Origin of the sequence: Nonomuraea sp. NPDC052116, assembly GCF_040680035.1 — a bacterium.
GTDB classification, from domain to species: Bacteria; Actinomycetota; Actinomycetes; order Streptosporangiales; family Streptosporangiaceae; genus Nonomuraea; species Nonomuraea angiospora_A.
This window is the reverse complement of record NZ_JBFAWA010000076.1, coordinates 1-25,131: the sequence shown is the minus strand read 5'-3', so window position 1 is coordinate 25,131 and position 25,131 is coordinate 1. Positions and strand designations below refer to the sequence as shown.

Genomic DNA, 25,131 nt, shown 5'->3' with positions numbered 1-25,131 from the left:
CAGCAGCACCCACTTCACCCCCACCCTCCGCAAAAACCACCCCGAAACCCACACCCTCCTGTCCGCACTCGCCACCACCCACACCCACAACACCACCACCACCCCCAACTGGACCACCCTCATCCCCCACGCCACCACCACCGACCTGCCCACCTACCCCTTCCAACACCACCACTACTGGCTGGAGCCGTCGTCCCACGGGCACGGGTCGGACGGCCCCCGGGACGACGGTTTCTGGAAGGCGCTGGAGTCGGAGGAGACGGAGGCGCTGGCCACCCGGTTGAAGGTGGACGCGGACGCCCTGAGGACCGTGCTTCCCGCCCTGTCATCCCTGAGGGACGCGGAGCGCAGGCGGTCCGTACTCGACGACTGGCGTTACAAGCTGGTGTGGCGCGGGGTGAGCGCGCCGAGCGCGGCGGGGATCACCGGTACGGCATGGCTGGTGGCCGTGCCCGCCGCGGGCGGCGATCCGCGGATCGTCCGGGACGTCCTGGACGGTCTGTCCGCGCGGGCCGCCCGGGTGTATCCGCTGGTGGTCGGTGGTGAGGATCGCGCCGCGCTCGCTGAAGCCATACGTGCGCAGGCCCGGCCAGGGCTGACCGGTGTGCTCTGTCTCCTGCCGCTCGACGACGAGCCGCACGAGGAGCACCCGACGCTGTCCCGGGGCGCCGCGGCGACGGTCACGTTGGTGCAGGCGCTGGCCGATGCGGAGGTGAGCGCGCCCCTGTGGCTGACCACGTCCGGCGCGGTCGCCCTGGACGAGGCCACCGGAGACGGAGCAGCCGGAGACAGCGCCACCGGAGACGGCGCCAGCGGAGACGGCGCCGCCGAAGAGAGAGCCGGAGGAGGCGAGGCCGTGGAGAGGGTCAGTCCGTTCCAGACTGCGCTCTGGGGGCTTGGCGCGGTTCTCGCGGTGGACCACCCGGACACCTGGGGCGGCATCGTCGACCTTCCCCCCGCCCCTGGAGCCGACGACATCGCGCTGCTCCAGGGGGTGCTCGCGGGCACGAGTGGCGAGGACCAGGTGGCGATCCGCTCGGGCGTCGTACGGGCGCGCCGCATGGTGCGCTCGCCGAACGGCGGCGCGGACCGGGCGCGGAGCTGGAAGCCGAACGGAACGGTGCTGGTCACCGGCGGCACCGGCGGGGTCGGCGCGAACGTGGCGCGGTGGCTCGCCCGGGAGGGCGCCGACCGCCTGGTGCTGGTCAGCCGCCGCGGAGGCGCCGCCGAGGGCGTCGCGGAGCTCGAGGCCGAGCTGACCGAGCTGGGCGCCGAGGTCACGGTGGCCGCCTGCGACGTCGCCGACCGGGCGGCGGTAGGGGACCTGCTGGAGTCGATCCCCGACCTGACGGCGGTGATGCACGCGGCCGGTGTCGGGCACGACGACGTGCTCGTGGCCGACACCACGCTGGAGGACTTCGCCGGCTACGCCCGGTCCAAGGTCATCGGGGCGATCAACCTCGACGAGGTCCTGGGTGACCGGCCGCTGGAGGCGTTCGTGATGTTCTCCTCCGGCGCGGCCGTGTGGGGGTCGAGCGGGCAGGCCTCCTACGCCACCGCCAACGCGTTCCTCGACGGGCTGGCGCAGCGCCGGCGGATCCGCGGGCTCGCGGGCTCCTCGATCGCCTGGGGCGGTTGGGGCGGCGGCGGGATGATGGAGGACGCCGGGGAGCAGCTGGGCAGGAGCGGCCTGCGGCCGATGGCGCCCGACGCCGCGGCGATGGCCATCGGCCAGCTGGTCGGCAGCGGCGGAGGCCACCTGGTGGTGACCGACATCGACTGGGAGCGCTTCGCGCCCGCCTTCGCGCTGGCGCGGCCACGTCCCCTGGTGAGCGCCGTTCCCGAGTTCACGCGGGCGCTCGAAGCGCCGGCGGCCTCCGGGGGCGACGACGGTACGGCGTTCGCGGCGCGGCTCGCGGAGCTGCCGCCGGCCAAGCGGGAGCGCCTGGTGGTGTCCCTGGTACGCGCGGAGGCCGCGGCGGTGCTGGGACACACCTCGGACGACCCGGTACAACCGGACCGGGCGTTCAACGAGCTCGGGTTCGACTCGCTGACCGCGGTGGAGCTGCGCAACCGGCTGGGCCGGGCGACCGGCCTGAAGCTCCCGGCCACCCTGGTCTTCGACTATCCCACCCCGATCGCCCTCGCCCGGTTCGTCCAGGACAGGCTCGCGCCCGAGACGCCGTCGGGCTCGATCTTCGCCCAGCTCGACGAGATGGAGCGGCTGCTACGGGAGCAGGCCCTGTCCGCCGGGGACCGGGCGCAGATCAGCGACCGCTTCCGGGCCATCCTGCACGCGGCCGAAGGGGTGAACGGCGCGGCGGAGGAGGCCGACCGGGACCTCGACGACCTTTCCGACGAGGAGCTCTTCGCCGCGCTGGACGACCAGCTCGGCGCGTCCTGACCCGGCGGGCCGCGCGTCCTGTCGCCGGCCCTTGACCCCCACCCGCTCGAACTCCCGCCAAGGAGAATCGATGAAGGAAATCAGAGACGTCCTGCTGTCCGAGCAGTACGACGCCGAGCAGCTCAGGAACCTCCCGATCCCGGAGAGCTACCGGGCGGCGGTCGTGCTCCACGACGACGTGGACATGTTCGGCGGCATCCCGGCCGAGAACCGCGATCCCGCGAAGTCGCTGACCCTGTCCGACGTCCCCACACCGGAACCCGGTCCGGGCGAGGTGCTCGTCGCGGTGATGGCGAGCAGCATCAACTACAACACAGTGTGGAGCGCCATCTTCGAGCCGATGCACACGTTCGGCTTCCTGAAGCGCTACGCGAAGGCGGTCCCGTCGGCCGGGATCCACGACCAGCCCTTCCACGTGCTCGGTTCGGACATGTCCGGCGTCGTGCTGAGGACCGGCCCGGGCGTCCACCGGTGGCAGGCCGGTGACAAGGTCGTGGCGCACTGCCTGTCGGTCGAACTCTCCTCGGCCGACGGTCACGACGACAGCATGCTCGACCCCGACCAGCGCATCTGGGGGTACGAGACCAACTACGGCGGGCTCGCGCAGCTCAGCCTGGTCAAGGCGAACCAGCTCATGCCCAAGCCCGCCCACCTGACCTGGGAGGAGTCGGCGTCCTCCGGCCTGGTGCACTCCACGGCCTACCGCCAGCTCATCTCGCGCAACGGCGCGCAGATCAAGGTCGGCGACGTGGTGCTCATCTGGGGGGCCGCGGGCGGGCTCGGCTCGTACGCCACCCAGCTCGTCCTGCGCGCCGGGGGGATCCCGGTCTGTGTGGTCTCCAGCGACCACAAGGCCGAGCTGGTCCGGGCCCAGGGCGCGGAGCTGGTGATCAACCGGGCCGACGAGGGCTTCCGGTTCTGGAAGGACCCGGAGACCCCCGACCCCAAGGAGTGGAAGCGGTTCGGGGCGCGGATCCGGGAGCTGACCGGCGGCGACGACCCCGACGTGGTCTTCGAGCACCCGGGCAGGGAGACCATGGGCGCGAGCGTGTACGTGGCCCGCCGCGGCGGCACGATCGTCACCTGCGCCTCCACCTCCGGCTACCAGCACCAGTACGACAACCGCTACCTGTGGATGGCGCTGAAGCGGATCGTCGGCACCCACTTCGCGAACTACCGGGAGGCCTGGGAGGCCAACCGCCTCATCGCCAAGGGGGCGGTCCACCCCACCCTGTCCGCCGTCTACGACCTCGACGAGGTCGGCGTGGCGACCCGCCGCGTCCACGCGAACGCCCACAGCGGCAAGGTCGGGGTCCTGTGCCTGGCGCCGCGGCCCGGTCTCGGCGTCGACGACCCCGAGTTCCGCGCCCGCCACATCGACCAGATCAACCGGTTCCGCGAACCGTCGGACAACTAGCTTGCGGAGGATGAGACGTGGCTGCTGACCTGGCTTCCAAGGTCGTCGTGATCACAGGAGGGACTTCCGGCATCGGGAAGGCCGTCGCGGAGCGGGTCGCCGCGGACGGCGGCGCCGTGGTGATCGCGGCCCGGCGCGAGGACGTCGGCGCGCAGGTGGCGGCCGGCATCCAGGCGAAGGGCGGCCGGGCGCTGTTCGTCCCGGCCGACGTCACGGTGGAGGCCGACGCCGAACGGGTGGTGCGCTCGGCGGTCACGGAGTTCGGCCGGCTGGACGGGGCGTTCAACAACGTCGGCGGCGTGAACGGGACCGGGCTGGTGTCCGACGTGGACGAGGCCCACTGGCGGGCGGACCTGGAGCAGAACCTCACCAGTGTCTTCTACGGGCTCAAGCACCAGGTCCCGGCGATCCTGGCCGCCGGCGGGGGCTCGATCGTGACCAACGCCTCCACCTACGGCTGCGCCGGGATCCCGGGCGCGGCGCCGTACGTGGCCGCCAAGCACGGTGTGGTCGGGCTGACCAGGGCCGTCGCCCTGGAGAACGCCGAGCGGGGTGTACGGGTGAACGCGCTGGTCACCGGCAACGTCGACACCCCGCTGCTCCGCAACCTGCTGGGAGCGCCGCTGGACGGGCCGCTGGAGACCCGGGTGCCCAACCCCTCGGGACGGGCGGCGCATCCCGAGGAGATCGCCGCGCTGGTCGCGTTCCTCCTCAGCGACGACGCGGCCTTCATCACCGGCGCGGCACTGGCCATCGACGGCGGCGCCACCGCGCAATAGACACCGCGCAATAGGCGCTGCCCAAATGAACACCGCCGTTCGGCCGGGCGGACCCGCCCGGCGGCGGCCATTCGGCGGATGACCCGGCGCCGCCCCGGCGCGGAGGATGATCTCATGCGCTACAACCTCGACTCAGAGCTCGCGCCGTGGGCGTCGATGATCCCCGACGTCGAACTCTCCCAGGTCGTCAACCGGGAGATCACCCTCACCCCCGAGGAAGAGCAGGCGTTCCACGAGAAGCTCCCGCACTACACGCCCGAGCAGGCCGTGGACATCGGCGATCGCGAGATCCCCGGCCCCGAGGGCGCGCCCCCGGTGAAGGTACGCCTCTACCGGCCGCCCGCCGCGGACCGGCCCCGGCCGGCGCTCCTCTACCTGCACGGAGGCGGATTCGTGGCCTCCGACTTAGTGGTGTTCGACGCGCGGTGCACGGAGATCGCCGACCGGGTCGGCGCCGTCGTGGTGTCGATCGACTACCGCCTCTCCCCCGACACCCCGTTCCCCGGGGCGCTGGAGGACACGTACGCGTCGCTGACGTGGTTGCGCTCCGCGGCCGGGGAGCTCGGCGTGGACCCCGAGCGGATCGCGGTCGGCGGCGACAGCGCCGGCGGGAACCTCTCCGCGGCGGTCTCCCTCCTCGCCCGCGACCGCGGCGGCCCGGAGATCTGCTTCCAGTTCCTGGACGTGCCGGTGCTGGACGACCGGATGACGACGCGGTCCATGCGGGACTTCGTCGACACCCCCAGCTGGAACAGCCGCAACAACGAGGCCATGTGGCGGTACTACCTCAAGGACGGCCCGGCTCCGGGCGGCCCGGACGTGTCCCCCTACGCCGCGCCCATGCGGGCCGGCGACCTCACCGGCCTGCCTCCGGCGCTGGTGGTGGTGTGCGAGTTCGACCCGCTGCGCGACGAGGGCATCGAGTACGCCCAGCGGCTCGTCCAGGCGGGGGTCGCGACAGAGCTCGTGCTGTATCCGGGGACCTTCCACGGCGCGTCCGTGATCGCGCACGCCGAGATCACCAAGAAGATGCGCGAGGACATGATCTTCTCACTGCGCCGCGGGATGCGGAGCCGCTGAGCCCGCCCCGCTCACCCGACCAGCTCAGCCGACCAGCTCCGTGGCCCGGGCCCGCAGGCCGGCCCGGTCGACCTTGCGGTTGGGGTTCAGCGGCAGCTCGTCCAGGTGGTGGTAGTGCCGGGGAATGAGGCCCGCCGGCAGCGTCCTGCGGAGCTGGGCGGCGAAGCGGGCCGGCGGCGCGGGGGCTCCGGTGTAGAAGACGACGAGCGCGGTGGCGTCGTCGGCCGTGGTGCTCACCGTCACCGCGTCCTCGACGCCGTCGCAGCCGCGTACGGCGTGGTCGATCTCGGCCAGCTCGACGCGCCAGCCCTGCACCTGGACCTGGGCGTCGCCCCGGCCGAGATAGACGAGCTCGCCGTTGGCCGCGCGCCGGACCCGGTCGCCGGTGTTGTACCAGACGCGGCCCTCGCGCTCGACGAACCGGCCGTGGTCGTGCTCGGGATCGAGGTACCCGGGGGTGGTCTGCGGGCCGGTGATCCAGAGCTCGCCCTCGGTGCCGGTCGGCCGTCCCTCGTCGTCGAGCAGCAGGTGGTCGTGGCCGTCGTTGACGAACCCGATCGGCGACAGCCCGTTGACGCCCAGTCCGGGCGAGGTCTCCTGGGACCAGCGGTGGCCGACGATGGTGATGGTCAGCTCGGTCGGGCCGTACAGGTTCTCCAGGACGGAGGCGGGGGCGGCCCGCTGCCAGTCGGTGGCGTCCGCGACCTTCAGCGCCTCTCCGGCGAAGAAGCTCCAGCGCAGGAACGGCATGGCGGCGCCGCCGAGACCACCGGTCCTGCGCACCATCGAGATCGCGCTGGGGGTGGAGAACCACACGGTGATCCCCTGCTCGGCGAGGAAGCGCGGCAGGTTCCGGTACGCGTGCGGCGGCACGGCCACGGACGTCGCCCCGGCTCCCCAGGCGCAGAACAGGTCGAACATGGCGCAGTCGAAGGTCAGGTCGAACGTCTGGGAGAAGACGTCGCCACTGGTGAAGTCGTACCGTCCGGCCAGGAACCGGAAATAGTGGGCGGTGTTGCCGTGGGTGATCGGCACGCCCTTGGGCGTCCCGGTGGAACCCGAGGTGAACAGCACGTACGCGATGTCGTCGGCCTCGACCGGCCGGGGCCGCGGGAGGGCGAGCCCGTGGTCGATCGGGTCGGTGTCGGGCGCGAGGACGGCGACGTCCATGCCCTCGCCCAGCAGTTCCTCGGCGATCTTCCGCCCGCGTTCGTCGACGATGAGCGCCGACACCCCGGCCGCCTCGATCATCTGCCTGGTGCGCGCGGCCGGGAAGTCCGGCTGGAGCGGCACGACGGTCACCCCGGCGAAGAGGCCAGCGAGGATCCCGACGTAGGAGACGGTCCCCTTGGCGGCGAGCACCCCGACGGCGGGTGACGTACGCGGCAGCGCGCCGCCCCACAGCAGGGCCAGCCGGTAGACCTGGTCGTAGGTCAAGGTGTCCGCGCCGGCCCGGAACGCCGCCCGGCCGGGCGACTTCGCCAGACCGCGCAGAAAGAATTCATAGAGGGCGGGGCTGCATTCTCCGGTCATTGTTTCCTCCGGCCACAATTATTCCGGGCACCAGGTCTGAATATGTCTGTCAAATTCTTTTGTCGAATCCGTGGACATCGGGGTTTCCGGGCTATAACGTCAAGTCCAGATAATTCGATTGAGAAAGGAATCCGCGCGCCATGTGGGACAACCGTTTCGAGGAGATCCTGCGCCAGCACCTGCCTTTTCTCCCGGCCGACGAGAAACTCCGGGAGGACGTCGCACTGCTGGACTTCGGCCTCGACTCGCTCGGCATCGTGCAATTGCTGGGCGCTCTGGAGGACACGTACGGGGTGCGATTCCGGGACGACGCGCTGACCCCGGAGACCTTCCAGACCCCCGCCGTGTTGTGGAACACCTTGACCGGGATTTCCGAGACCGCCGGCTGACGCCCGCGACGAGGCCACGCGCTCATCACCCGGTGAGCCGTGGCCTCGTCGCATGCCGGGCTAGGCCACCGAGGCCGGGCGGGGCATCATCGCCAGTCTCGGGTTCACCGGTGTCACCGCGAAGTTCTCCCTGGTGACCGCCACCCGGCCGAACAGGCTGTCCGGGCCGGAGACGCACACCCGGGCGACCTCCAGCCGCCGCAGCGCCGCCACCACCTCCGGCCAGCGCAGGGGCCGTACGAAGCCGTCGAGCAGCATCGTCCGCACGCCGTCCCCGGTCGTCAGCAGCGCGCCGTCGTGGTCGTCCACCACCGGCAGCCTCGGGTCGGCGAACCGGAGGCCGTCGAGGACCTCCTCCTCGGCCCGCCGCCGCAGCGCCTGGAACGCGGCCGAGTGCATCGGGGGGCGCATCGTGTACAGCGGGAGCCCGCCGATGGCCCGTACCCGCCGCTGTAGCCACTCCACCTGCCGCTCCGCCAGGGAGAGCATGTAGAAGTCGTGGTCGATGTAGCAGGAGAGGTCGTACCACTCGCCGCGCTCGTCCAGCTCGGCCAGCACCTCCCGCAGCCCGGGCTCCGGGGTGCGCACGAAGGAGTGGGTGACGATGTCCCGGTGCTCGCGGGCGAAGTAGTCGTCGGTGCAGCGGGCCAGCCCGGCCGTCATGCGCACGGCGTCCTCGAAGGACAGGGCGCCCGAGTACGCCGCGGCCGCCTTGCCGCCGAAGCTCGGGCCGACGCACACGACCGGCTCCACGCCCAGGGTCCGCCCGGCCCAGTCCGCGAGGGCCACGCAGTTCACCATGAACGCCACCTGGGCGGCCTCGCTGTAGTCGTTCCGGGACTCCTGGAAGCGGTCCACCAGCGAGTAGCCGAGGACGTCGTCGGCGGCGGCGATCAGCCGCCGCGCCGCGGGATCGCCCCGCATGAATGCGGCGACGTCGGCGAACTGGACGGGGCCCATCCCGGGGAAGACGATCGCGGTCCGCGGGGCGGAGGTCACCAGCCCTCCTTGATGGTGTCCACGATGTGGCGGCGTTGCTCGTCGGTGACCCACCAGCCCACCGGCACGCACACCACGCGCTTGGCGACCCGCTCCAGCCCGGGGAGCAGGGCGGCGTACTCGCGCACGCAGGTGTGCAGGTCGTTGCGCTCGTGCACGTTGCTGGCCATGATCCCGGCCGCGTCCATGCGCTTGAGGAACCCGTCCCGGTCGTCCACCTTCATGGGGTAGATCCAGAAGGAGGACTGGCGGTCGCCGGAGCGTTCGGTCAGCTCCAGCCCCGGGACGCCGGCCAGCTCCCGGTCGTAGAAGGCGGCGTTGTCGCGGTGCCTGGCCACCACCTCGTCCGCCTTGGCCAGGTTGGCCAGTCCGATCGAGGCGTTGATGTCCGTCATGTGGAACTTGTAGCCCCACTCGGGCACGTCGGGCGGGTTGCGCAGCCGGTCGGCGCTGCGGTCGATGCCGAACCAGCGCAGCAGCCTGGCCCGCTCGTGCAGCTCGTCGGTGGGCAGCGCGAGCGCGCCGCCGTCGCCGGTGGTGAGGTGCTTGATGGCCTGGAAGCTGAAGACGGAGATGTTGCCGTGGGTGCCGATCGGCGCGCCGCGGTAGGTCGCGCCCCAGGCGTGCGCGCAGTCCTCGATCACGGTGATCCGGGAGCCGAACGCGGCCTCGGCGTCGTCGAGGATCGCGGCCAGCCGGTCGAGGTCCACCGGGTATCCGGCGAAGTGCACGACCATGATGGCGCGGGTCCTGGGTGTGATCTTCCTGGCCAGGTCGTCGAGGTCGACGTTGAGGGTGGCCGGGTCGACGTCCACCCACTTGATCCGCAGCCGGTTGGCCAGGATCGCCCAGTTGGTGGCCTCCATGGTCAGCGGCGTGGACAGCACCTCGCCCTGGCCGTCGTCGTCGCCGGCGACCAGGCGCAGCGCGAGCTGGAGCCCGGCGGTGGCGCTGTTGACGGTGGCCACCCTGGGGTTGCCGATCCTGGCGGCGAGCGCCGCCTCGAACTCGACGACCTTGGCCCCCTGGCCGATCTGGCCGCTGCCGACCACCTCGGCGACGGCGGCCGGCGCCTCGTCGGACATCGGCACCTTGAACAACGGGATCATTGGCTGTGCTCCTTGCCTGTCTCGCCCGTCGTCAGCCGACGAGGGCGGGGTCCTCGAGTTCGGCGTAGCGGGCGCGGCAGGCGGAGTAGTCCGGCAGCAGCCCGAGCTTCTCGGCCTCGCGCAGGGACGGGGCGGCGAGGTCCTTCTCCGACAGCAGGTCGCGCTTGGCCGGCCAGGGCAGGGCCAGCTCCGGGTCCAGGGGGTCGATCTGGATCGACGTGCCGGGGGACCACGTGCTGGAGCACAGGTACACGACCGTGGCCTGGTCCGTCAGCGGCGCGAACCCGTGGGCGAGCCCTTCGGCCAGGTAGAGGGCGTTGCGGTTCTCCGCGCTCAGCTCGACCGCGACGTGCTCGCCGTAGGTGGGCGAGCCGACCCTGATGTCGACCAGGATGTCGATGATGGCGCCCTGCGGGCAGGTCATGTAGCGCGCCTGGCCCGGCAGCGCGGTGGCGTGCAGGCCGCGGATGGTCCCGCGCCGCGACACCGAGCAGTTGACCTGGGCGACCGAGAGCTCGTGGCCGACCGCCTTCCGGAACTCCGGCTGGCTGAACGCCTCGAGGAACAGGCCCCTGTCGTCGTGGAAGACCTTGGGCTGGATCAAGAACGCGCCGTCCACCCTGAGCTGGCGGATCTGCATGTCCGAAAACCTTTCTGTGGTGTCCGCCGGCCGCTAGGCGTATTCGTAGAATCCGCGGCCGGTCTTCTTTCCCAGGAGGCCGCCCTCGACCATGCGCAGCAGGAGCGGCGGGGGCGTGTAGAGCGGCTCCTTGAACTCCTCGTAGAGGGCCTCCGCGATCGAGGCCACCGTGTCCAGGCCGATCAGGTCGGCCAGCTTCAGCGGGCCCATCGGGTGGGAGCAGCCCAGCACCATGCCCTGATCGACCACGTCGGCGCGGGCGAACCCGCTCTCCACCATCCGCACGGCCGACAGCAGGAACGGGATGAGCAGCGCGTTGACCACGAAACCGGCGCGGTCCTGCGACCTGATCACCTGTTTGCCGAGCGTCCCGGCGACGAACGACTCCGCCCGCGCGTACGTCTCGTCCGCCGTCAGCAGCGACCCGATGAGCTCCACCAGCGGGAGCGCGGGCATCGGGTTGAAGAAGTGCACCCCGATCACCTGGGCGGGCCGGCTGGTGGCCCGCGCCAGCCGGATGATCGGGATGGAGGAGGTGTTCGACGCGAGGATCGCGTCCGGGTCGTCCAGGATCTTGTCCAGCGCTCCCAGCACGTCGAGCTTGATCGACTCGCTCTCGGGGACGGCCTCGAAGACGATCTGCCGGTCGCCGAGCTCGGCGAGGTCCGTGACGAAGGCGACGCGGGCCAGCGCCACGTCCCGCTCGGCCTCGGTGATCGTGGCCCTGCGCAGGCCCCGGTCGAGCCACGCGGTCACGCGCCGCCGCGCGGGCGCGAGGGACGCCTCCGTGGACACGGCGACGATCACGTCGAGCCCGGCGCGGGCGCACGCCTCCGCGACGCCCGAGCCCATGACGCCGCACCCGACGATGCCGACCTTGCGCATCTCGCTCATCACGCCTCCTGTGACACCGGCACCGTCGGCGCCGACCAGTGAAGAAGGCACGCCCCGATGGACATGCCGCCGCCGAACCCGGCGAGCAGGACGAGATCGCCGTCCTTGATGAGGCCCGACCGGTTCGCCTCGTCGAGCGCCACGGGGACCGAGGCGCTGCCCACGTTTCCGTACCGCTCCAGCGTCCGGGCGGTGCGCGCGCCGGTGAGGCCGACGCGTTCGACCAGTTCGGTGACCATGACCCCGTTCGCCTGGTGCGGCACGAAGACGTCGACCTCCTGCGGCCGGAACCCGGCGCGGCTCACCAGGCCCTCCAGGATGGGCGGCACGTGCTCCATCACGTAGTTCCTGACCCCGCGGCCGTCCATGCGGAAGTAGTGGTCGCCGGCCTCGACCGTCTCGTGGGAGGCGGGAAGCCTGCTGCCTCCGGCGTCGACCCTGATGAGCTGGCTGGCCGCGCCGTCGCTGGTCAGGTCGAAGCCGATGATCCCGGAGCGTTCCGGCACCGGGCCGACGACGGCCGCGCCGGCGCCGTCCCCGAAGAGCACGGCCGTGCGGCGGTCGGTGGCGTCGAGGATGCGCGAGTACACGTCCGCGGCCACCACGAGCGCGTAGGTGTCGGGGCGGAGCGCGACGAGGCTGTCGGCCAGCGCCAGCGCGTACACGAAACCGCTGCAGACGACGTTGATGTCGAAGCAGGCGGCGCCGCGCCCGCCGAGCGCGTCCTGGACCAGGTACGAGGTCGGCGGCTGGGGCGAGTCGCCGGTCGAGGTGGACACGATGATGTAGCCGATCCGGCCGATGTCGACGCCGGCCTGGCTCAGCGCGTTCCTGGCGGCCCGGACGGCGAGGTCGGAGGTGGCCTCGTCGGGAGCGGCATGGCGGCGGGCGGAGATCTGGGTCTTGCGCTGGATCCATTCCGCGGTCACGCCGGCCTTGGCCGCCACCTCCTCGTTGGCGACCTCTTCCTTGGGCAGGTAGGAACCGGTTCCCAGGATTCCCGTGAATTGCTTGGCCACTGCCAGTACGCCTTTCCCATCAGTACCACCGGGCGCGGTCAGAGGGGGATGTTGCCGTGGTCGCCGCGCCGCGCCGGCGTCGCGGCCAGGGCCTCGGCGATCCTCCGCCGGGTGTGCTCGGGCTCGACCACCTCGTCCACGACGCCCAGCGCGAGGGCCCGTCCCACGCCGCCGGCCGTGCGGATCTGCTCCTCGACGAGGCTCAGCCGCAGCGCCTCGCGGTCCTCGTCGGGGGCGGCGGCCAGCCGCTTGCGGTGCAGGACGCCCACGGCGGCCTCCGCGCTCATCACCGCGACCTCGGCCTGGGGCCAGGCGAAGACCGCCGTCGCCCCGAGGCAGCGGGAGTTCATCGCGATGTACGCGCCGCCGTACGACTTGCGCGTGACGAGGGTGACCCTGGGCACGACGGCCTCGGCGAACGCGTGCAGGAGCTTGGCTCCGCGCCGGATCACGCCGTCCCACTCCTGGCCGACGCCGGGCAGGTAGCCGGGCACGTCCACGAGCACGACCAGCGGGATGCCGAACGCGTCGCACATGCGGACGAACCGCGCGGCCTTCTCGGCGCTGAGCGAGTCCAGGCAGCCGCCCTTGCGCAGGGGGTTGTTGGCGATGACGCCGACGGTCCCGCCGGCGAGCCGGCCGAGGCCGATGACGACGTTGGCCGCCCAGCGCGGCTGCAGCTCCTCGAACCCGCCGTCGTCGAGGAGCTCGCGGACCAGGGGCCGCACGTCGTAGGCGCGGCGCGGGTTCTCCGGCAGCAGCGCCCCGAGGTCGTCGCCGTCCTTCGCCAGGTCCGGGTCGAAGGAGCGCGGGCCGTTGAGGAGCTCGGTGAAGCGCCGTGCCGTCAGGTACGCCTCCGCCTCGTTCTCGACGACCACGTGCGCCACGCCCGACTTGCGGCCGTGGGCGCCGGGGCCGCCGAGCGACTCCATGTCGACCTGCTCGCCCGTGACGGTGCGTACGACGTCGGGGCCGGTCACGAACATGCGGGCGGCCGACGACATGATCACGACGTCCGTCAGCGCGGGCCCGTAGGCGGCGGCTCCAGCGGCCGGTCCGAGGACGACCGAGATCTGGGGCACCCGGCCGGAGGCCCGGGTCATCGCGCGGAACACCTTTCCGACGCCGTCCATCGACTCGACGCCGTCGGCCAGCCTGGCCCCGCCGGAGTGCCACAGGCCGATCACGGGAACGCCTTCGAGCACGGCCGCGTCGATGGCCTCCACGACCCAGCGGCAGCCCTCCGCGCCCATCGCGCCGCCCATCTTGAGGGCGTCGGTGCAGTAGGCGATCACGTCCCTTCCCGCGACACGCCCTCGCACGGCGGTCACGCCGCTGGCGTCCTTGTCGTGCAGCGGCACGACGGAGCCGGCGTCCAGCAGCCGGGCCAGGCGGACGGCAGGTTCACGAAAATCGCGCTCGCGCTCCTCCTGAACGACAGGGGAGCCGGTGGGGCTGATAGTCAGCAACGTCGTCCGCCCTCAAAAAGATTTGATTCCGAAAAGGAGGTCTTTTCTCGCACGTTCGCCACCTCTCACAAGCCGTGGGCACGGGTGCGACCGATCTTCCGGGAATTTCCGAGACGGCGCTGAATTGGGCCGGTCTCATCAGCAAGAACGCTACATGGGCACCCCTCCCACACCAACCCTTATCCCCACCCCTACCGGGTTTCGGCAGGCACGGCCGGGTGCCGTCCCGTCAGCCCCTAAACAGCCCCTAAATGTACGGCGGGACGGGACCGAAGAGCTTTTTCCGGTGCCGGTCCCCCCTAAATATCCGGAATTCACTGGCCGATGCCGCCGCACGCGTCCTGTCATGGAAGTCGCCGCCGGGCGGACCGGACAGGGCCTACGAAGAGGACTGAGGATGCGCATTCTTGTGACGGGTGGCGCCGGTTTCATCGGGTCGAACTTCGTCAACAGGGTGTTCCAGGGGCACTATCCGGCGCTGGCCGAGGCCGAGGTCGTGGTGCTCGACAAGCTGACGTACGCGGGGAACCTGGAGAATCTGGCGGAGGTGCTCGACGACCCCCGGCTCCGGTTCGTGCACGGGGACATCGCCGGCGTGCCGCTCGTGCGGGACACGATGGAGAAGGTGGACCTGGTCGTCCATTTCGCCGCCGAGTCGCATGTCGACCGCTCCATCGAGGGGTCGGCGGAGTTCGTCCGGACCAACGTGCTCGGCACCCACGCGCTGCTGCAGTGCGCGCTGGAGGCCGGGGTCGGCAGGTTCGTGCACGTCTCCACGGACGAGGTCTACGGCTCCGCCCCGGAGGGCTCGTTCTCGGAGGACGACCCCCTCGGCCCGAACTCCCCGTACTCGGCGTCGAAGGCGTCCTCCGACCTGCTCGCTCTGGCCTACCACCGGACGCACGGGCTGGACGTGTGCGTGACCCGCTGCTCCAACAACTACGGCCCCTACCAGTTCCCCGAGAAGGTCATCCCGCTGTTCGTCACCAACCTGGCGGACGGGCTGCCGGTGCCCCTCTACGGCGACGGCGCGAACGTGCGGGACTGGCTGCACGTGGACGACCACTGCGACGGCATCGCGCTGGTCGCGGAGTCGGGACGCGCCGGGGAGGTCTACAACATCGGCGGCGGGACCGAGCTGAGCAACCTGACGCTGACCAGGCGCGTGCTGGACATCATGGGCATGGACTGGTCGATGGTCCGGCCGGTGGCCGACCGCAAGGGCCACGACTTCCGCTACTCCGTGGACATCAGCAAGATCCAGAAGGAGCTGGGCTACGCGCCGCGGGTCCCGTTCACCGAGGGGCTGGCGGAGACGGTGCGCTGGTATCTGGAGCACCGCGACTGGTGGAAGCCCCTCAAAGCATATGAGCCGCGTTGAACGAGAGGTGCTGTGTCATGCGGAGCCGCCTGCGCGCCGGAACGGCGCTGGCCGCCGGGCTCGTCCTGGCGCTGACGACGCTGCCCGCCGCCGCCCGCCCGCAGGACGCGGAGACCCTGCGGGTCCCCGGCCTCACGCAGCCGGTCGAGCTGATCGTGGACCGGTGGGGCGTGCCGCACATCTACGCCCGGAACACTGACGACCTCTTCCTCGCGCAGGGCTTCAACGCCGCCAGGGACCGGCTGTTCCAGATCGACCTCTGGCGGCGGCGCGGTCTGGGAGAGCTCTCCTCGGTCCTCGGCCCCGCCTACGTGGAGCAGGACAAGGCGGCGCGGATGTTCCTCTACCGGGGTGACATGGACCGGGAGTGGGCAAGCTACGGCCCCGGGGCGAAACGGGCCGCGACCCGCTTCACTGAAGGCATCAACGCCTATGTGCGCCGGCTCGGGCAGAACCCGGAGCAGTTGCCGCCCGAGTTCCGGCAGCTCGGGTACGCGCCCGCGCTGTGGCGGCCGGAGGACGTGGTGCGGATCAGGAGCCACGGCATCGCCAAGAACGTCTACAGCGAGGTGCTGCGCTCGCTCGTCGTCTGCGCGGGCGGGACCAAGGCGTCCGCGGCGCTGTGGCGGCTGGAGCCCGAGCGCGCCGCCGCCGTGCCCAAGGGACTCGACCCCTGCTCCGTGCCCATGGACGTGCTGCGGACGTACGAGCTGGCCACGCGGGGCGTGGTCTTCGAGAACGGCGCGTTACGCCCGGCCCCCGCCTCCCCCGCGGACCCCGGTGGCAGCAACAGCTGGGCGATCTCGCCGGGCCGCACCGCCACGGGCCGCCCCATCCTGGCCGGCGACCCGCACCGGTCGCTGACCGCGCCCTCGCTGCGCTACCTGGCCCATCTGTCGGCCCCCGGACTCGACGTCATCGGCGCCGGTGAGCCCGCGCTCCCCGGGATCTCGATGGGGCACAACGGCACCGTCGCGTTCGGCCTGACCATCTTCGGCGCCGACCAGGAGGACCTCTACGTCTACGAGCTCGACCCCGCCGACCCCGGCAGGTACCGGTACGGCGGCGGCTGGGAGCGCTTCAGGACGACGGCCGAGCGGGTGCCGGTCGCGGGCGCGGCGCCGGTGGACGTGGAGCTCCCCTTCACCAGGCACGGCCCGGTGATCAAGATCGACCGGCAGCGCAACCTCGCGTACGCCGTGCGCACCACCTGGCTGGAGCCCGGCACGTCCCCCTACTTCGGCAGCATGACGTACATGGGGGCCCGCGACTTCGCGGAGTTCTCGGCGGCCATGCGCACCTGGGGCGGCCCTCCCGAGAACCAGGTGTACGCCGACGTCTCGGGCAACATCGGCTGGGTGCCCGGCGCCCTCACCCCCAAGCGCGAGGGCTACGACGGCCTGCTGCCCGTCCCGGGCGACGGCCGCTACGAGTGGGACGGCTTCCTCGACGGCGCCCGCCTGCCCCGCTCCTACAATCCGCGGCAGGGGTTCGTCGCCTCGGCGAACGAGTTCAACCTCCCCGCGGACCACCCCGACGAGATCGGGTTCGAGTGGGACCCGCCCTACCGCAGGCAGCGGATCGACGAGGTGCTCGCGGCGAGCCCGCGCGGCACGGTCGAGGACTCCATCCGCCTGCAGGCCGACAAGGTGTCCACACCCGCGCGGCGGATCGTGCGCCTGCTCGACGGCCTGACGAGCACGGACCCGGACACCACGCGGGCGCTGCGGCTGCTCCGCTCCTACGACGGGGTCGCGGACGCGGACTCGCCGGAGGCGGCGCTGTTCGAGCCGTGGTTCTCGCGCCATCTCGGGCCGGCCTTCCGCCGCGCCGTGCTGCCGCCGGAGGTGGCGGACTCCATCCCCTTCGTCGACGCCCGCCTGCTGGTCGACGCGCTGGAGCACCCGGACCGCTGGTTCGGCTCCGGCGGGACGGCCGCGCGGGACGAGCTGCTGGACACGTCGCTGGCCGCCGCCTACCGCGAGGTCGCCGGGCGGCTCGGCGCCGACCCGCGCACGTGGAGGTGGGGGGCGCTGCAGTACACCACGTTCACGAGCCCCGTCGGGGCGGACGTGGGTCCCTTCCCCCGGGGCGGGTCGGCGTACACGGTGGACGCGTCCTCCTACAGCCCGGCCACCTTCCAGCAGTCGTCGGGGGCCTCGTTCAAGATGGTGCTGGACGTCGGCCGATGGGACAACTCCCGCGCCGTGAACGCGCCCGGCCAGTCCGGCGACCCGCGCAGCCCGCACTACCGGGATCTCGCGGAGCGCTGGAGGTCGGGCGAGTATTTCCCGCTTCTCTACAGCCGCGCGCAGGTGGAACGGCACGCCGCGAGCAGGATCACACTCACCCCCCACTGATTGATTTCCGTTTACGAGTTTTCATCGAAGGAATCAGACATGAAGGGCATCATTCTGGCGGGCGGTCACGGAACCCGGCTCTACCCGCTCACCCTGGCCGTCTCGAAGCAGCTTCTCCCGGTGAACGACAAGCCGATGATCTATTACCCGCTGTCGGCGCTCATGCTGGCGAACATCACCGACATCCTGATCATCTCGACCCCCACGGACCTGCCCCAGCTGACCCGCCTGCTGCGCGACGGGTCGCATCTGGGGCTCGACATCACCTACGCGGAGCAGTCCCAGCCGGTCGGCCTGGCGGACGCCTTCATCATCGGGGCCGACCACATCGGCGACGACTCGGTGGCCCTCGTGCTCGGTGACAACATCTTCCACGGCCACTCGTTCTTCGACATCCTCCAGCAGAGCACGTCCGAGGTGGACGGCTGCGTCCTGTTCGGCTATCCGGTGAGCGACCCCGAACGCTACGGGATCGGCGAGACCGACGCCGACGGCCGGCTCATCTCCATCGAGGAGAAACCCATCAATCCCCGGTCCAACCGGGCGATCGTCGGCCTGTACCTCTATGACAACGACGTGGTGGACATCGCCAAGAACCTGCAGCCGTCCGCCCGGGGCGAGCTGGAGATCACCGACGTGAACCGTACCTATCTGGCGCGCGGCAAGGCCCGGCTCGTCGACCTCGGGCGCGGGTTCGCCTGGCTGGACGCCGGGACCCCGGAGTCCATCCTCCAGGCCAGCCAGTACGTCCAGGTGCTGGAGCAGCGGCAGGGGGTGCGCATCGCCTGCGTGGAGGAGATCGCGCTCCGGATGGGCTTCATCGACGCCGAGGCCTGCGACCGGCTGGGCAGCGAGCTCTCCGCGTCCAGCTATGGTCGCTACGTCCGTTCTGTCGCCGCCGAGTTCCGCGAAGCCCCGTCCCCGAACTGAGGTCCCCGATCTTAAGGAGAGACGCCGTGACGAGGACCAATCCCTGGCTGCACCGCTCCCATCCGTCGCCGCAGAGCGACGCGCAGGTGATCTGCTTCCCGCACGCCGGAGGCTCGGCCGGCTTCTACCACCCCCTGGCGGCGGCGCTGGCGCCCGCCGCCGAGCTGGTCGCCGTCCAGTACCCCGGCAGGCAGGAGCGCCGCCACGAGCCGCCCGTCAACGACCTGCGGCTGCTGGCCGGCCGCATCGCCGACGTCCTGGGCCCCGGGGACGGCCGGCCGCGGGCGTTCTTCGGGCACAGCATGGGGGCGCTCGTCGCGTTCGAGACCGCCCTGGCCCTCGGCGACCACGGGCCCACGGCGTTGTTCGTGTCGGGGCGGCGCGCGCCCAGCCGGGTCCGCCACGACATGCTGCACCTGCTCGACGACCACGAGCTGGTGGCGCACCTGAAGGGCCTGAACGGCAGCGAGGCGGCGGTGCTGGACGACGCCGAGCTGCGGGCGATGGTGCTGGCCACGATCCGCGCCGACTACCGGGCGATCGAGACCTACCGGTTCGCGGGCGGGGCGCCGGTGGGCTGCCCGATCGTCGCGCTGACCGGCGACGCCGACCCCCTGACGAGCCTGGCCGAGGCGCAGGCGTGGGAGGCGCACACCAGCGGCGGCTTCGAGCTGCACGTCCTGTCCGGCGGGCACTTCTTCGTCCGCGACCACGACGCCGCCGTGGCCGAGACGATCCTCAAGTCCCTGGAGACGATCCGCGCATGACCGCGCTGCTGGCCATCAGCGATCTGCACATCGGATACTCGGAGAACAGGCGCATCCTCGAGGGCCTGCGGCCCGGCGACCCCTCGGACTGGCTGCTGGTCGCCGGGGACGTGTCGGAGGAGGTCGCCGGCCTCGAATGGGCCCTGACCCTGCTCAGCCGCCGCTTCGCGAAGGTCGTGTGGGTGCCGGGCAACCACGAGATGTGGACGCATCCCTCCGACCCGGTCCAGCTGCGCGGGGAGGAGCGCTACCAGCACCTGGTGAAGGTCTGCCGCAGCCTGGGCGTGGTCACGCCGGAGGACCCGTACCCGACCTGGACGGGCCCCGGCGGCCCCGCCGTGATCGTCCCGCTCTTCGTCCTGTACGACTACACCTTCCGCACCCCCGACGCCGAGACGAAGGAAGAGGCCCTCGCCCTCGCGTACGCCAAGGACGTGGTCTGCACCGACGAGTTCCTCCTCCACCCGGACCCCCACGCCTCCCGGGACGCCTGGTGCGCCGCCAGGGTCGCCGAGACCGAACGCCGCCTGGCCGAGCTCCCGCCGGGCGTCCCGACGGTGCTGGTCAACCACTATCCGCTGGTCAGGGAGCCGACGCTGGTCCTGCGGCATCCGGAGTTCGCGATCTGGTGCGGCACCGAGCGCACCGCCGACTGGCACCTGCGCTTCAACGCCTGCGCGGCCGTCTACGGCCACCTCCACATCCCCCGCACCACCTGGCACGACGGCGTCCGCTTCGAGGAGGTCTCCCTGGGCTACCCGCGTGAGTGGCGGCCCCGCCCCACCCCGCCCGGCCGGCTCCGCCAGATCCTGCCCGAGCCATGATCGAGAAGATCCTGCCGCCGTGGGTGGCCGCCGAGGAGGCGTTCGGGGACCCGCCGGACGCGACCCTCTTCCCCGAGGAGGAGACCTTCATCGCGCGCGCGGTGGACAAGCGGCGCCGTGAGTTCACCACGGCCCGCCACTGCGCCCGCCGTGCCCTGGACCGGCTCGGGTTGCCCGCGGCGCCGATCCTGCCCGGCGAGCGCGGCGCTCCCGGCTGGCCGCCGGGGGTGGCCGGGGCGATCACGCACTGCGCCGGATACCGGGCGGCCGCGGTCTCCCTGGACGCGCTGACCGTCGGCATCGACGCCGAGCCCCACGAACCGCTCCCCGACGGCGTCCTGCCGGCCATCGCCCTCGACCGGGAGCTCGCCGCCCTGGCCCGGCTCGGCCCCGGCGTCCACTGGGACCGGCTGCTGTTCTGCGCCAAGGAGGCGGTCTACAAGGCGTGGTTCCCGCTGACGCGGCGCTGGCTGGGCTTCGACCAGGCCCACATCACCCTCACCCGTACGGGGACCTTCACGGCCCGCTTCCTCGTCCCCGGCCCACGGGTGCTCGGGCGGGAGCTGACCGGCTTCGTCGGCCGCTGGCTCGCCGCCGACGGCCTGCTCGTGACGGCCATCACCGTACGCCCGGCGGAGCTGTACGGCCGGGTTTGAGGCCCCGGGTTCACCCCGGGGCGGCCTCCGCCTCCGGGGCGTCATGGTGCCGGCGGGCGGCCACGATGTCGTCGCGGTGCTCGCGGGCCCAGGCGTCGAGCGCGGTCAGCGGGTCGAGCAGGGTGCGGCCGAGCTCGGTCAGCTCGTACTCGACGCGCGGCGGGACCGTCGCGTAGGCGGTCCGGGCCACGAGGCCGTCGCGTACGAGGGTGCGCAGGGTGAGGGTGAGCATGCGCTGGCTGATGCCCTCGATCGAGCGGTGCAGCTCGCTGAAGCGGTGGATCCGCTGCCCGAGCAGCACGACGATCAGCACGCTCCACTTGTCGGCCACGATGTCGAGGACCTCGCGGATGGGGCAGTCGCCGTCCGCGGGGACGGGCACGGGAACGTTCAGGTACGGGCCTGACACCGGAGCGCCTCCTTCCCAGGCACACGCATGTGCGTAACTGACATGAATGTACCTTCTTCCCGGTTACCTCTAGGGTTACCTATCCTTAGGTTGCATACAAGAAGTAACTATTAGGAAGTGACCATGTCTGTCTCCCCCTTCGAGACGCCGGCGCCGGTCGACGGCACCGACCAGTCCGACCCTCAGCCGGCCGGGCTCCCGACGCTGATCCCCGTCGGCACGGATGCCGCGCCGGTGTGCACGGACGGGGTGTGCTACCTGTGAGCGCGCAGGTACGGATCGACGTGTGGTCCGACGTCGTCTGCCCGTGGTGCTACATCGGCAAGCGCCGCCTGGAGACGGCCGTCGGCCGGTTCGAGCACGCCGACCAGGTCCAGGTGCGCTGGCACAGCTTCCAGCTCGATCCGTCGCACCCCAAGGGCGTCCGCGAGCCGGTGTACGACATGCTGGCCAAGAAGATCGGCGGGTCGGCGGCCCAGGTACGGCAGATGACCGGCCAGGTCGCCGAGCTGGCCGCCGCCGAGGGCCTGACCTATGACTTCGACCGGGCGGTCTCGGTGAACACCCTGGACGCGCACCGGCTCGGCCAGCTCGCCGCCGAGCATGGCCTGGACGGCCCGATGCACGAGCGGCTGCTGCGCGCGCACCTGATCGAGGGCGAGACGGTCGACGATCCCGACACCCTGGTACGCCTGGGCACCGAGGTCGGGCTCCCCGACGAGGAGGTGCGGCGGGTCGTCGGCGGCGACGCGTACACCGGCGAGGTGGCCGCGGACGTCCGCGAGGCGCGCCGGCTCGGCGCCGGCGGCGTGCCGTTCTTCGTGCTCAACGACACCTGGGGCGTGTCGGGCGCCCAGCCGGCCGACCTGTTCCTGTCCGCCCTCCAGCAGGCGTACACCGCCGCCGGCGCGGCGGCCCGCTGACCGCTTTGCCCGCTCTTGGCGGCCGTTTCGTTACCCTGTGGAAGAAGCGTCCGGCACCGGGCTGGTGGCCTACTTCTCTCGTGACTGCTGGGGGGCGAGAGGATGGCGGTGAAGAGGTCCCCCGTCGCTGCTTCGGGGGACGAACGCCTTCGCGTGCTCACCTCGGTGTGCGCCGGTCTGAGCGACATCGAGGTCCTGGAGTACGCCCTTGATCAGGCGGTCGCCGACCTGCACGCGCTCGGCGGCATGATCCACTGGGCCGGGCCCGTCGGCAGCCGGGAACCCCGGCTGGTGTCCGCGTCCGGGCTGCCCCCGGCGGTCCAGGAGGCGTGGGGCGGGACCCGGGAGGTGATCGTGCGGGTCCTGCGTGACGGGACGCCCGCCTGCCGCGCCGTCTCGCGTTCCGACCTGGACGGGGCCAGGCCCGTGACGGTGGCGGCCGTCCCGCTGCGCGGCCCGGGCCCGCCGTTCGGCGTGCTGTCCGTGCTCTGCGACGGAACCGCCGAGCCGACCGGCGACCAGTGGGAGTTCCTGGGGTCGCTGGCCGGTTGGCTGGCCAAGCGGCTGGCCAGGACCGGCGCCGACTCGGGTACGAAGGGCTCGTGGTGGCCGGAGCACTCGGCCGACGCCGGCCTGCGCAAGGCGCTGAAGGCCGTCAAGATCGGGTCCTGGGACTGGAACATCCGCACCGGCGAGCTCTACTGGGACGAGCCGGCGCTGATCATGCTGGGCATCGACCCCGCGACCGGGCCGCACCACATCGACACCTGGTCGAACATCGTCCACCCGAAGGACCTGCCCAGGGTGATGGCCGCGACCGAGGAGGCCATCCGCACCCGGGCCATCTACGAGGTCGAGTACCGCGCCTGCCGCCCGGACGGGACCACGGGCTGGATGCACGCCCGAGGCCGCCTGGTGCTGGACGAGCAGGGCGAGCCGGTCCGCATGGTCGGCACGGTCTGGGACACCACCGAGAGCCGCGTGGCCCGCGAGTCGGCCGGCCGCGCGCTGCGCGACATGAGCGACGCCTTCCTCGCCGTGGACCGCGACTGGCGGATCATGTTCGTCAACCTCGTCGCCGAGCGTCTCCTCGGGTCCGGCGACCTGAACGGCCGGGTGCTGTGGGAGCTGACCTCGGCCCACACGCCGGAGCTGCAGGCGATGTGCCGCCAGGCCGCCGCCGAACGCGTGCCCGCCAGCTTCGACATGCGCTGGCCGACCGACGACCGGTGGTACCACGTACGCCTGGTGCCGGTGCCGGACGGGCTGACGCTCTACCTCGCCGACGTCACCGAGAAGCGGATGCAGGACGAGCAGCGCGAGGCCGCCGAACAGGCCGCCGCCGAGCGGGCCGCGCGGATCCAGGAGCTGACCCGCACCATCGGCGACGCGGTGACGCTCCGCGACGTCATGCAGGTCATCGCCGAGCAGGTGCTGCCGCCGTTCGGGGCCGCGGGGCTGGCGGTCCTGACCCGGGAGGGCGATCACCTCCATCTGGTCGAGTCCATCGGCGCCCCCACCGACCTCCTCGGCGAGTTCCAGAACCGGGCGGCCCTCGTCCCCTCCGCCTACGCCGACGTGCTCCGGTCCCACGTGCCGATCTTCATCACGTCAACGGCCGAGCAGCGGCCGCCGGGTGCCGGCGGCGACCGTACGGCCGGTTCGCGGATGGACAGCTGGGCCATCCTCCCGCTGCGCGTGCCCGACCAGCCGATGGGCTACTGCGTGATCTCCTTCGACCGGCCGCACCAGTTCACCAGCGAGGAGCGCACCCTGCTCACCGCGCTCAGCGGGCTGATCGCCCAGGCCCTGGCCCGAGCCCGCATGTACGACCTGGAGCACACCCGCGCCCAGGAGCTGCAGCGCCACCTGCTCCCCCGCGCCCTGCCGTCCCTGCCCGGCCTCACCGCCGCGGCCCGCTATCTGCCCGGCGGCACCGTGGCGGTCGGCGGCGACTGGTACGACATCATCCCGCTGTCCGCGGACCGGGTCGCCCTCGTCATCGGCGACGTCATGGGACACGGCCTGACCGAGGCCGTCACCATGGGGCGCCTGCGCACCGCCGTACGCACTCTCGCGGACCTCGAACTGCCGCCGGGAGAGCTGCTCGCCCACCTCAACGACCTCGTCAGCGACCTCGGCGACGACTTCTACGTCACCTGCCTGTACGCGGTGTACGACCCGACGAGCGGCGAATGCTCCCTGGTCAGCGCCGGTCATCCACCGCCCGCCCTGGTCCACCCCGACGGCACGGTCCGCGTCCTCGACGTGACGCCCGATCCGCCCCTCGGCGCCGCCGCGCCGCCCCTCAGCACGCACGAGCTGCTCGTGCCGGAGGACAGCCTGCTCGTGTTCTACACCGACGGGCTGATCGAGTCCTCCACCCGCGACATCGAGAGCGGCCTGGCCGAGCTCACCCGGCTCCTGACCAGCCTGCGCGGCGGCCTCTCGGACAGCGACCTCGACCGCCTCTGCGAGTCCGTCATCGAGGCCATGCTGCCGACCCGCAGGCAGATCCCCGACGACGCCGCCCTGCTCATCGCCCGCACCCACCGGCTCCCGGCCGAGGACGTCGTCTCCTGGGCCCTTCCCGACAACCCGATCGCGGCCGGCCAGGCCCGTGAGCACGTACGCGACCAGCTCGCCCGCTGGCATCTCGACGACCTCGTCATGACCACCGAACTCGTGGCCAGCGAGCTGGTCGGCAACGTCATCCGGCACGCCAGGGGCCCGCTCCGGCTGCGGTTGCTACGCAGCCGTACGCTCATCTGCGAGGTCGCCGACGGCAGCCAGACCACCCCGAGGATCCGCCGCGCCAGCGAGACCGACGAGGGCGGGCGCGGCCTCCAGCTCGTCGCGGCCCTCTCGCAACGCTGGGGAACCCGCTTCACCGCCGACGGCAAGTGCATCTGGGCCGAGCAGGCGCTCCCCGCGCCGAACGCGACCTGAACCTGAGCCGTCCGGCGCCTCCCCTTGGCGCCTCCGGATATCTCCGGAGGCGCCGGATCTTTCTGGAGGCGCCGGACGGACCGCCGTCGGGCTCAGATCTCCTCGACGCTGCTCGGCTCACGCCGGGACAGGTCGATGCCGAGCTCTTCCGCCGCGCGGAAGACGTCCTCGTCCGTGTCGCGCATCTCGATGGACATGCC

The 25,131-nt window shown here is 71.8% G+C and carries 22 protein-coding genes; 14 read left to right on the top strand and 8 right to left on the bottom strand.

What is annotated here, in order from left to right; genetic code table 11:
- The 4 genes from AB0L65_RS62015 to AB0L65_RS62000 all read left to right on the top strand — a co-directional run.
- The coding region (locus AB0L65_RS62015) for an SDR family NAD(P)-dependent oxidoreductase (RefSeq protein WP_364267137.1) at positions 1-2,404 on the top strand (2,404 nt) is incomplete at its 5' end.
- Between the two features lie 70 nt (positions 2,405-2,474).
- Positions 2,475-3,821, top strand: coding sequence for a crotonyl-CoA carboxylase/reductase (gene ccrA / locus AB0L65_RS62010; RefSeq protein ID WP_364267134.1), 1,347 nt, complete (start codon positions 2,475-2,477; stop codon positions 3,819-3,821).
- 17 nt (positions 3,822-3,838) lie between these two features.
- The gene (locus AB0L65_RS62005; protein WP_364267131.1) at positions 3,839-4,600 is read left to right on the top strand and encodes an SDR family NAD(P)-dependent oxidoreductase; all 762 of its coding nucleotides are present in this window, start codon (positions 3,839-3,841) and stop codon (positions 4,598-4,600) included.
- Between the two features lie 78 nt (positions 4,601-4,678).
- Positions 4,679-5,680 carry an alpha/beta hydrolase gene (locus AB0L65_RS62000; RefSeq protein WP_364267128.1) on the top strand — a complete coding sequence of 334 codons (1,002 nt, stop codon included), beginning with the start codon at positions 4,679-4,681 and terminating at the stop codon, positions 5,678-5,680.
- 24 nt (positions 5,681-5,704) lie between these two features.
- On the opposite strand, the gene AB0L65_RS61995 is transcribed toward AB0L65_RS62000, so the two are convergent.
- On the bottom strand, positions 5,705-7,213 hold the full coding sequence (locus AB0L65_RS61995) for an AMP-binding protein (RefSeq protein ID WP_364267125.1): 1,509 nt from the start codon (positions 7,211-7,213) through the stop codon (positions 5,705-5,707).
- 140 nt (positions 7,214-7,353) lie between these two features.
- Between AB0L65_RS61995 and AB0L65_RS61990 the strand changes: the two genes are divergently transcribed.
- Positions 7,354-7,602, top strand: coding sequence for an acyl carrier protein (locus AB0L65_RS61990; RefSeq protein WP_350742997.1), 249 nt, complete (start codon positions 7,354-7,356; stop codon positions 7,600-7,602).
- A gap of 60 nt (positions 7,603-7,662) precedes the next feature.
- On the opposite strand, the gene AB0L65_RS61985 is transcribed toward AB0L65_RS61990, so the two are convergent.
- The 6 genes from AB0L65_RS61985 to AB0L65_RS61960 are packed head-to-tail and all read right to left on the bottom strand — an operon-like array spanning position 7,663 to position 13,723.
- Entirely contained in the window at positions 7,663-8,601 is a 939-nt protein-coding gene (locus AB0L65_RS61985; RefSeq protein WP_364267122.1) for an acyltransferase domain-containing protein, read from the bottom strand.
- On the bottom strand, positions 8,598-9,710 hold the full coding sequence (locus tag AB0L65_RS61980) for a DegT/DnrJ/EryC1/StrS family aminotransferase (RefSeq protein ID WP_364267119.1): 1,113 nt from the start codon (positions 9,708-9,710) through the stop codon (positions 8,598-8,600). Before AB0L65_RS61980 ends, AB0L65_RS61985 begins: the two co-directional genes overlap by 4 nt.
- A gap of 31 nt (positions 9,711-9,741) precedes the next feature.
- Positions 9,742-10,350, bottom strand: a complete 609-nt coding sequence (gene rfbC, locus AB0L65_RS61975) for a dTDP-4-dehydrorhamnose 3,5-epimerase (protein WP_350742991.1) — start codon at positions 10,348-10,350, stop codon at positions 9,742-9,744.
- A gap of 33 nt (positions 10,351-10,383) precedes the next feature.
- The gene (locus AB0L65_RS61970; RefSeq protein WP_364267116.1) at positions 10,384-11,244 is read right to left on the bottom strand and encodes a 3-hydroxybutyryl-CoA dehydrogenase; all 861 of its coding nucleotides are present in this window, start codon (positions 11,242-11,244) and stop codon (positions 10,384-10,386) included.
- Entirely contained in the window at positions 11,244-12,263 is a 1,020-nt protein-coding gene (locus AB0L65_RS61965) for a ketoacyl-ACP synthase III (RefSeq protein WP_355213028.1), read from the bottom strand. Before AB0L65_RS61965 ends, AB0L65_RS61970 begins: the two co-directional genes overlap by 1 nt.
- A gap of 38 nt (positions 12,264-12,301) precedes the next feature.
- Positions 12,302-13,723 (bottom strand): carboxyl transferase domain-containing protein, encoded by a 1,422-nt coding sequence (locus AB0L65_RS61960; RefSeq protein WP_364267140.1) that lies wholly within the window; start codon positions 13,721-13,723, stop codon positions 12,302-12,304.
- A 406-nt stretch (positions 13,724-14,129) separates the two neighbouring features.
- On the opposite strand from AB0L65_RS61960, the gene rfbB reads away from it, so the two are divergent.
- The 6 genes from rfbB to AB0L65_RS61930 are packed head-to-tail and all read left to right on the top strand — an operon-like array spanning position 14,130 to position 20,650.
- Positions 14,130-15,113 (top strand): dTDP-glucose 4,6-dehydratase, encoded by a 984-nt coding sequence (rfbB, locus tag AB0L65_RS61955; protein WP_364267113.1) that lies wholly within the window; start codon positions 14,130-14,132, stop codon positions 15,111-15,113.
- Positions 15,114-15,130: 17 nt separating this feature from the next.
- Positions 15,131-17,473 carry a penicillin acylase family protein gene (locus AB0L65_RS61950; protein ID WP_364267110.1) on the top strand — a complete coding sequence of 781 codons (2,343 nt, stop codon included), beginning with the start codon at positions 15,131-15,133 and terminating at the stop codon, positions 17,471-17,473.
- Between the two features lie 39 nt (positions 17,474-17,512).
- On the top strand, positions 17,513-18,403 hold the full coding sequence (rfbA, locus tag AB0L65_RS61945) for a glucose-1-phosphate thymidylyltransferase RfbA (protein WP_364267107.1): 891 nt from the start codon (positions 17,513-17,515) through the stop codon (positions 18,401-18,403).
- A 26-nt stretch (positions 18,404-18,429) separates the two neighbouring features.
- Positions 18,430-19,170: an alpha/beta fold hydrolase gene (locus AB0L65_RS61940; RefSeq protein WP_364267104.1), complete on the top strand. Its 741-nt coding sequence runs from the start codon at positions 18,430-18,432 to the stop codon at positions 19,168-19,170.
- Positions 19,167-19,994 (top strand): metallophosphoesterase, encoded by an 828-nt coding sequence (locus AB0L65_RS61935; RefSeq protein ID WP_364267101.1) that lies wholly within the window; start codon positions 19,167-19,169, stop codon positions 19,992-19,994. The genes AB0L65_RS61940 and AB0L65_RS61935 overlap by 4 nt, the downstream gene beginning before the upstream one ends.
- On the top strand, positions 19,991-20,650 hold the full coding sequence (locus tag AB0L65_RS61930; protein ID WP_364267098.1) for a 4'-phosphopantetheinyl transferase superfamily protein: 660 nt from the start codon (positions 19,991-19,993) through the stop codon (positions 20,648-20,650). Before AB0L65_RS61935 ends, AB0L65_RS61930 begins: the two co-directional genes overlap by 4 nt.
- Positions 20,651-20,660: 10 nt before the next feature.
- Here the strand turns inward: AB0L65_RS61930 and AB0L65_RS61925 are convergent, their stop codons facing one another.
- On the bottom strand, positions 20,661-21,059 hold the full coding sequence (locus tag AB0L65_RS61925) for a helix-turn-helix domain-containing protein (protein ID WP_364267095.1): 399 nt from the start codon (positions 21,057-21,059) through the stop codon (positions 20,661-20,663).
- Between the two features lie 123 nt (positions 21,060-21,182).
- Between AB0L65_RS61925 and AB0L65_RS61920 the strand changes: the two genes are divergently transcribed.
- The 3 genes from AB0L65_RS61920 to AB0L65_RS61910 all read left to right on the top strand — a co-directional run bounded on the left by AB0L65_RS61920 (position 21,183) and on the right by AB0L65_RS61910 (position 24,931).
- A complete protein-coding gene (locus AB0L65_RS61920; protein ID WP_350742972.1) occupies positions 21,183-21,323 on the top strand; it encodes a hypothetical protein in 141 nt (46 codons plus the stop codon).
- Positions 21,320-21,982, top strand: a complete 663-nt coding sequence (locus AB0L65_RS61915; protein WP_364267092.1) for a DsbA family oxidoreductase — start codon at positions 21,320-21,322, stop codon at positions 21,980-21,982. The genes AB0L65_RS61920 and AB0L65_RS61915 overlap by 4 nt, the downstream gene beginning before the upstream one ends.
- A 108-nt stretch (positions 21,983-22,090) precedes the next feature.
- Positions 22,091-24,931, top strand: a complete 2,841-nt coding sequence (locus tag AB0L65_RS61910; protein ID WP_364267089.1) for a SpoIIE family protein phosphatase — start codon at positions 22,091-22,093, stop codon at positions 24,929-24,931.
- Positions 24,932-25,131 lie beyond the last annotated feature (200 nt).

What these genes read in the sequence shown, in the direction of transcription:
- ccrA (WP_364267134.1), top strand. Translation starts at nt 2,475, where the DNA reads ATGAAGGAAATCAGAGACGTCCTGCTGTCCGAGCAGTACGACGCCGAG.
- AB0L65_RS62000 (WP_364267128.1), top strand. Translation starts at nt 4,679, where the DNA reads ATGACCCGGCGCCGCCCCGGCGCGGAGGATGATCTCATGCGCTACAAC.
- AB0L65_RS61995 (WP_364267125.1), bottom strand. Translation starts at nt 7,213, where the DNA reads ATGACCGGAGAATGCAGCCCCGCCCTCTATGAATTCTTTCTGCGCGGT.
- AB0L65_RS61990 (WP_350742997.1), top strand. Translation starts at nt 7,354, where the DNA reads ATGTGGGACAACCGTTTCGAGGAGATCCTGCGCCAGCACCTGCCTTTT.
- AB0L65_RS61980 (WP_364267119.1), bottom strand. Translation starts at nt 9,710, where the DNA reads ATGATCCCGTTGTTCAAGGTGCCGATGTCCGACGAGGCGCCGGCCGCC.
- rfbC (WP_350742991.1), bottom strand. Translation starts at nt 10,350, where the DNA reads ATGCAGATCCGCCAGCTCAGGGTGGACGGCGCGTTCTTGATCCAGCCC.
- AB0L65_RS61970 (WP_364267116.1), bottom strand. Translation starts at nt 11,244, where the DNA reads ATGAGCGAGATGCGCAAGGTCGGCATCGTCGGGTGCGGCGTCATGGGC.
- rfbB (WP_364267113.1), top strand. Translation starts at nt 14,130, where the DNA reads ATGCGCATTCTTGTGACGGGTGGCGCCGGTTTCATCGGGTCGAACTTC.
- AB0L65_RS61950 (WP_364267110.1), top strand. Translation starts at nt 15,131, where the DNA reads ATGCGGAGCCGCCTGCGCGCCGGAACGGCGCTGGCCGCCGGGCTCGTC.
- rfbA (WP_364267107.1), top strand. Translation starts at nt 17,513, where the DNA reads ATGAAGGGCATCATTCTGGCGGGCGGTCACGGAACCCGGCTCTACCCG.
- AB0L65_RS61935 (WP_364267101.1), top strand. Translation starts at nt 19,167, where the DNA reads ATGACCGCGCTGCTGGCCATCAGCGATCTGCACATCGGATACTCGGAG.
- AB0L65_RS61930 (WP_364267098.1), top strand. Translation starts at nt 19,991, where the DNA reads ATGATCGAGAAGATCCTGCCGCCGTGGGTGGCCGCCGAGGAGGCGTTC.
- AB0L65_RS61920 (WP_350742972.1), top strand. Translation starts at nt 21,183, where the DNA reads ATGTCTGTCTCCCCCTTCGAGACGCCGGCGCCGGTCGACGGCACCGAC.